The organism is Cedecea sp. (genome assembly GCF_036500665.1).
In the GTDB taxonomy this organism is placed as follows: Bacteria; Pseudomonadota; Gammaproteobacteria; order Enterobacterales; family Enterobacteriaceae; genus Cedecea.
Genome location: NZ_DASYBS010000163.1, coordinates 20,867 through 27,177 on the forward strand (window position 1 = coordinate 20,867; position 6,311 = coordinate 27,177).

At 58.6% G+C, this 6,311-nt stretch carries 5 protein-coding genes; 2 read left to right on the forward strand and 3 right to left on the reverse strand.

Going from position 1 to position 6,311, the window contains the following annotated elements:
- Positions 1-22: 22 nt before the first annotated feature.
- Together oqxB and VGM55_RS25445 are read right to left on the reverse strand one after the other, a co-directional pair.
- Positions 23-3,175: a multidrug efflux RND transporter permease subunit OqxB gene (gene oqxB, locus VGM55_RS25440; RefSeq protein WP_331637109.1), complete on the reverse strand. Its 3,153-nt coding sequence runs from the start codon at positions 3,173-3,175 to the stop codon at positions 23-25.
- Positions 3,176-3,198: 23 nt separating this feature from the next.
- A complete protein-coding gene (locus VGM55_RS25445; protein ID WP_331637110.1) occupies positions 3,199-4,377 on the reverse strand; it encodes an efflux RND transporter periplasmic adaptor subunit in 1,179 nt (392 codons plus the stop codon).
- 335 nt (positions 4,378-4,712) lie between these two features.
- Between VGM55_RS25445 and VGM55_RS25450 the strand changes: the two genes are divergently transcribed.
- A complete protein-coding gene (locus VGM55_RS25450; RefSeq protein WP_331637111.1) occupies positions 4,713-5,063 on the forward strand; it encodes a helix-turn-helix domain-containing protein in 351 nt (116 codons plus the stop codon).
- An 87-nt stretch (positions 5,064-5,150) separates the two neighbouring features.
- Here the strand turns inward: VGM55_RS25450 and VGM55_RS25455 are convergent, their stop codons facing one another.
- Entirely contained in the window at positions 5,151-5,489 is a 339-nt protein-coding gene (locus VGM55_RS25455; RefSeq protein WP_331637112.1) for a SymE family type I addiction module toxin, read from the reverse strand.
- Positions 5,490-5,777: 288 nt separating this feature from the next.
- On the opposite strand from VGM55_RS25455, the gene VGM55_RS25460 reads away from it, so the two are divergent.
- Positions 5,778-6,200, forward strand: a complete 423-nt coding sequence (locus tag VGM55_RS25460) for a GNAT family N-acetyltransferase (RefSeq protein ID WP_331637113.1) — start codon at positions 5,778-5,780, stop codon at positions 6,198-6,200.
- Positions 6,201-6,311: the final 111 nt, after the last annotated feature.

A 6,311-nucleotide genomic window follows, 5' to 3' on the forward strand; every position in this document is an offset into this window, starting at 1 on the left:
TGCACCGCCCGTTTTATTCGTTTCACGCCTCGATAGTTTTGGCCTGTGTTTTGCCGCGCGTAACAAGCTTACGCAGCGTGACGTAGAACACCGGCGTCAGGAACAGACCAAACAGCGTCACCCCTAACATGCCCGAGAACACCGTCACCCCGGTCACGCCGCGCACTTCTGCGCCTGCACCGTGGCCCAGGATCAGCGGGATAGTCCCGGCGATAAAGGCGATGGAGGTCATGATGATCGGGCGCAGACGCAGGCGGCAGGCCTCCAGCGCAGATTCCATAATGCCTTTGCCCTGCATCTCCAGCTCGCGGGCGAACTCGACGATCAGGATGGCGTTCTTACAGGCCAGGCCCATCAGCACCACTAGCCCGACCTGCACGAACACGTTGTTGTCGCCGCCGGTCAGCCAGACGCCGAACAGCGCGGACAGCATGGTCATCGGCACAATCAGGATCACCGCCAGCGGCAGGGTCCAGCTTTCATACAGCGCGGCGAGCACCAGGAACGCCAGCAGCACCGCCACCGGGAAGACGATCATCGCCGTATTGCCCTGGGTTGCCTGCTGGTAGCTCAGATCCGTCCATTCGATGTTCATCCCGTTCGGCAGCACCTGGCCAGACATCGCGGCCAGTTTTGTCATCGCCTGAGCGGAAGAGAGCACTCGTGGGTCCGCATCCCCGATGAGATCCGCCGCCGGATAGCCGTTGTAGCGGATCACCGGGTCCGGCCCGTAGGTAGTGGTGATTTTCACCATACTGCCGATCGGCACCATTTCGCCCTGATTGTTGCGGGTACGCAGGTTCCCGATGTCTTCGATACTGTCGCGGAATTGCCCGTCGGCTTGGGCCATCACGCGCCAGGTGCGGCCAAACTCGTTAAAGTCGTTCACGTAGGACGACCCTAAATAGGTCTGCAGCGTGCCGAACAGGTCGGTCAGCGACACGCCCTGCGCTTTGGCTTTGTCGCGATCGACCTGCACATCCAGCTGCGGGACGTTCGCCTGGTAGGTGGAGATCGGGAAGTGCATCCCCGGCGTTTGCATGATCGCGCCAGACATGGTGTTCACCGCGGTCTGCAGCGCCCCGTAGCCTAAGCCCGCCCGGTCCTGAATATACAGCGAGTAGCCGGATCCCTGGCCCAGCCCCAGAATTGGCGGCGGCAGGATCGAGAAGCCAAAGCCTTCCTGGATTTGCGAGATTTTAGCGTTGATCTCGGCGTTAATTTGCGCGGCGGTATGTTTCCGCTCGCCGAACGGCTTCAGGCCGAAGAACACCGTGCCGGTATTCGGCGTGTTGGTGAACTGCAGCGCGTTGAGGCCGGGGAACGCCACCGCATAATCCACTCCCTCGGTGTTCATGCCGATTTCGCTCATCTTGCGGATCACCGCGTCGGTGCGCTCCAGCGAGGAGCCTTCCGGCATCTTCACGCCGCCGATCAGGTAGAGCTTATCCTGAGTAGGAATAAACCCGCCCGGTACGGTTTTGAACATCACCCCGGCGGCGCAAAGCAGCAGCACGTACACCGCGAACACGGCGCCACGGCGGCCAAGCGTTTTGCCGACCAGCCCCTGATAACCTTCCGAACTGCGGTGGAAGAAGCGGTTGAACGGCCGGAACAGCCAGCCGAACAGGCGGTCGATCAGCCGGGTCGGCATGTCCTTCGGCGCGCCGTGCGGCTTCAGCAGCAGCGCCGCCAGCGCAGGGGAGAGCGTCAGGGAGTTAATCGCCGAGATCACCGTCGAAATGGCGATGGTCACCGCGAACTGCTTGTAGAACTGCCCGGTCACGCCGGAAAGGAACGCCATCGGCACGAACACCGCGCACAGCACCAGGGCGATAGCGATAATCGGCCCGGACACCTCGCGCATGGCCTGATGCGCCGCCTGCAGCGGGGCAAGCCCTTCCTCAATGTTACGCTCGACGTTCTCCACCACCACGATGGCGTCATCCACCACGATGCCGATGGCGAGCACTAGCCCGAACAAACTCAGCGTGTTCAGCGAGAAGCCAAGCAGGTAAAGAATGCTGAACGTCCCCACCACCGAAACCGGGACGGCAATCAGCGGGATAATCGACGCGCGCCAGGTTTGCAGGAACAAAATAACGACCATTACAACCAGCACTACGGCTTCCAGCAGGGTTTGCACCACCGCCCGGATGGAGTCGCGCACGAAGACCGTTGGGTCGTAAGGTGCCGCCCACTTCATGTCTTCCGGGAAGCGCGTGGACAGCTCGGCCATCTTGGCGCGTACGGCGTTAGACAGATCGATAGCGTTGGCGCCAGGCGCCTGGAAGATACCGATCCCGACCGCATCTTTGTTGTTCAGCTGGGAGCGCAGGGCATAACTGCCGGAACCCAGCTCGATACGCGCCACGTCGCGCAGGCGAACCAGCGAGCCGTCCGGCGAGGTTTTCAGGATGATGTTGCCGAACTCTTCTTCGCTGTGCAGGCGGCCCTGGGCGTTAATCGAGATCAGGAAATCGCTCGCTTTTGGCAGCGGCTCAGCCCCGAGCTGACCGGCAGAGACCTGCACGTTCTGTTCCTGCATCGCCGTGACCACGTCAGAAGCCGTCAGGCCACGTGCCGCCACTTTGTTGGGATCTAACCACACGCGCATGGCGTATTCGCCGGAGCCGAAAATCTGGATCTGCCCGACGCCCGGCAGGCGCGCGAGTTCGTCCTTCACTTTCAAGGTGGCGTAGTTACGCATATACAGCGAGTCGTACTTGCCGTTCGGCGAGAACAGATGCACCACCAGGGTGAGCGTTGGCGACTGTTTCTGGGTGGTGATGCCGAGGCGGCGAACGTCTTCCGGCAGGCGAGCTTCGGCCTGGGAAACGCGGTTCTGCACCTGGACCTGCGCCTGATCCGGGTCGGTGCCAGGACGGAAGGTCACGGTCGTCACCAGCACGCCGTCGGAACCGGCGACCGATTTCATGTACATCATGTTTTCGACGCCGTTGATCGCTTCTTCCAGCGGCGTCGCCACGGTTTCAGCGATCACTTTCGGGTTGGCGCCAGGGTATTCTGCCCGGACCTGCACGCTTGGCGGCACGACGTCCGGGTATTCACTGATCGGCAGCAGCGGGATCGCGATAAGCCCCGTAATAAAAATCAGAATCGACAGCACCGCGGCAAAAATCGGCCTGTCGATAAAAAAGCGGGAAAAGTCCATGCGTCGGATTCTCTGGTAAGGGATCAGTTAACGGCAGCGCTGGTGGCGGCCATTGCGACAGGTTTGGCGTTCACCGGCATGCCCGGCATAAACACTTTTTGCAGCCCGTCGACGATGACTTTATCGCCAGGGTTCAGCCCCTGCTGCACGATGCGCAGCCCGGAAGCCAGGCGGCCCGGCGTGATGTCGCGGCGCTGTGCCTTGCCGTCTTTATCCACGATGTAAACGTATTTTCTGTCCTGGTCGGTCAGCACCGCTTTGTCGTTGATCAGCAGGGCCTGGAACTCCGCGCTGCCCGGCAGGCGAACGCGGGCGAACAGCCCCGGCGTGAACTGACGCTGGGCGTTATCCAGCAGGGCACGCATGCGGATGGTGCCGGTGCTGGCGGTGAGCTGGTTGTCGAGGAAATCCACTTTGCCCTGGTGCGGGTAGCCTTCTTCCCCGGACAGGCCAATTTCTACCGGCAGCGCCTTATGGTCGCTGGATGCGCCCTGGCCGGTGCGGGCGAGGTTCTGGTAGTGCAGGTAGGTGGATTCATCCACGTCGAAGTAGGCATAAACCGTCTTCTGAGACACCACGGTGGTGAGCACGCTGGCGCTGTCGCCCGCCGTGACCAGGTTACCGCTGGTGATCAGCGCGCGGCTGGCGCGGCCGTCGATCGGGGCGGTGACTTTGGTGAAGTCGAGGTTAAGCTGGGCCGCATCAACCGCCGCCTGGGCCGCACGAATATCGGCGTCGGCCTGGGTGGCTGCGGAGCGGCGTTGTTCCCACTCTTCGCGGGAAATGACGTTGGTGCCGATCAGCTTGTCGGTGCGGCTGGCTTCGCTGCGGGCGAGGCTGGCCTGGGTTTTGGCTCTCATCAACGCCGCCTGCGCCTGTTCCAGCGCGGCGCGGTAGGTTCTGTCGTCGATGGTGAACAGGACTTCACCTTTCTTCACTTCCTGGCCGTCGGTGTAGTTCACTTTGTCGATGTAGCCGGAGACGCGGGGGCGGAGCTGAACGCTTTCCACCGCCTCGATGCGGCCGTTAAAACTATCCCACTGGCTGACGGGTTTCACCACCACGTCGGCGACGCTGACGGCAGGTGCCTGCGGCACGGCGTTTTGTGCGACTCCCCGGTCGCATCCGGCGAGCAGCGCGGCAAGCAGTACCGGCCCCAACACGCGCAGATGAAGGCTAACCCAATGTTTTTGCAGGCTCATTATTCTTATTCCGATAGTTGAAGTCGGCCGGGCAAGACGCAGCGGAGGGTGCCGCGCCACTTCCTTTGTCCGGGCTGACCTGAGGCCATTTGTGTCGCTCATCGGCACAAAATGTGTATCAATTACGAATACAGTATCGCGGCGATTGTAGGAAGGCGTAGAACTAAGTGCAAGAATAATTGTTGCACTTTATGTGCTATTTGAGCCTTTGCGAAAAGGCCCATTTGTAACGAGGATTTAATGTAACAATAAAACTTGCAATTTTGGTAAAAGCAGGTCAACTTTAAATGCAACTGATAAAGATGCTTTTAACAAACCCGCAGGGGAGAGAGACAATGAGCACCGATGCCTTCATGCATGATTTACTCGGCTGGATTGATAACCACCTCGACAGCCGCCTCGACATCAACACCGTTTCCGAGCGGGCAGGGTACTCGAAGTGGCACCTGCAGCGGATCTTCAAGCAGCACACCGGCTACAACCTGGGCGAGTACATTCGCGCGCAAAAGCTGAAGAAATCCGCCGAGCGCCTGAGCCGCACCGAAGAGCCGATCCTGAACGTGGCGATCTCCCTGGGCTTTGACTCGCAGCAGTCTTTCAACCGCAGCTTCAAGCGCCAGTACGGTATTGCGCCGGGCGTGTGGCGCAGGCAGGTGGCTCACGATGGGAACCGCTATGGGGCCTGAAGCTTTCTCCGCACGGGCAACCCGCTTTATGCTTTGGCTTATACCCGACGATAAACCCCGGGATGAAACCGGGGTTGGCGTCATCCGCTAGACTCCCCGCGGCTTCGGCGCGATAACGTCCTCGATAAACGCTTTGACCTGCTTCTGCCTGCGGGCGGAAAGCTGACACACCTTGCGCAGCGTTTGCATGATCTCCGGCTCTTCCACCGGCGGCTGCGGCTCTTTGGCCGTTAATATCAGGCAGCCCGGCAGAACCCGCACCTCCACGCTTGTGCCCGTATCAAAACCCGCTTCCGCAAGCCAGAACCCATTTAACGTTATGGCGGGTGAGGGCTGGAGTTTTTTCGAATCTCGAATGTAGCCCACAGTATAAGCCCTTGTTGTTGTGGGGATGTGCTTCTCTGGCTTACTATGCTCGTTAGTCATAATCAACTCTCGCTCGTTTAGTTGGTTGTGATTAGCGGTTAGGGCGGGTTGCCGCCTGCCTTAATCGCGCTTCTTTTGGTTCTTTTCTTCTGTTCTTTACTTCTACTCTTACTGCTGAAAACTGCTTACTTCATGCGGGTATTATACCGCTCGGTAGGGATTGGCTGGGAAAAGGGTCGGATAAATGGAATGCGGCTCCCAAAAAATGGTAGGGGGAAAATATCTTTTATTCGCTTATTATTTCTTCTCTTCGGCCCTTGTTAATCATTGATAAAAACAGGTGCATTCTTGGTTAATTTGCCGCTAACAGATCTGAATGTTTACTCCGCTTCCCCCGGCGATGCACAGATGCTGGCTGATATACGCGTTGAATCAATGCTGGCCAGCCTGGAAGCGCTGAACAGGTTTGATCCCGTCAGAGCGCGAGATCGTTTTCTTTCTACGTTTGAAGAAAATGATACCTTCATCCTTTCCCTGGGGGATGAAATTGCGGGTTTCTATGTGCTCAGAACCTACCCTGAATATTTCTATCTGGATCACTTCTATATTAAAAACCAATTTCAGGGGAAAGGAATCGGAAGCATGGTGATAAAAGGCCTGAAGGCACAGGCCAGCGCTTCGGCGAAACCCATCCGGTTGATCGCCTTAAAAGAAAGCCCGGCTAATGCATTTTATCTCTCTCTGAACCGCCCCGGAAATCCTGGAGACTAAACTCCTTGAGAAAGAGGCAAACAGGATGACTAAAAATACGCGTTTTTCCCCTGAGGTCCGCCAGCGGGCCATCCGTATGGTTCTGGAGAGTCAGAACGAATACGACTCACA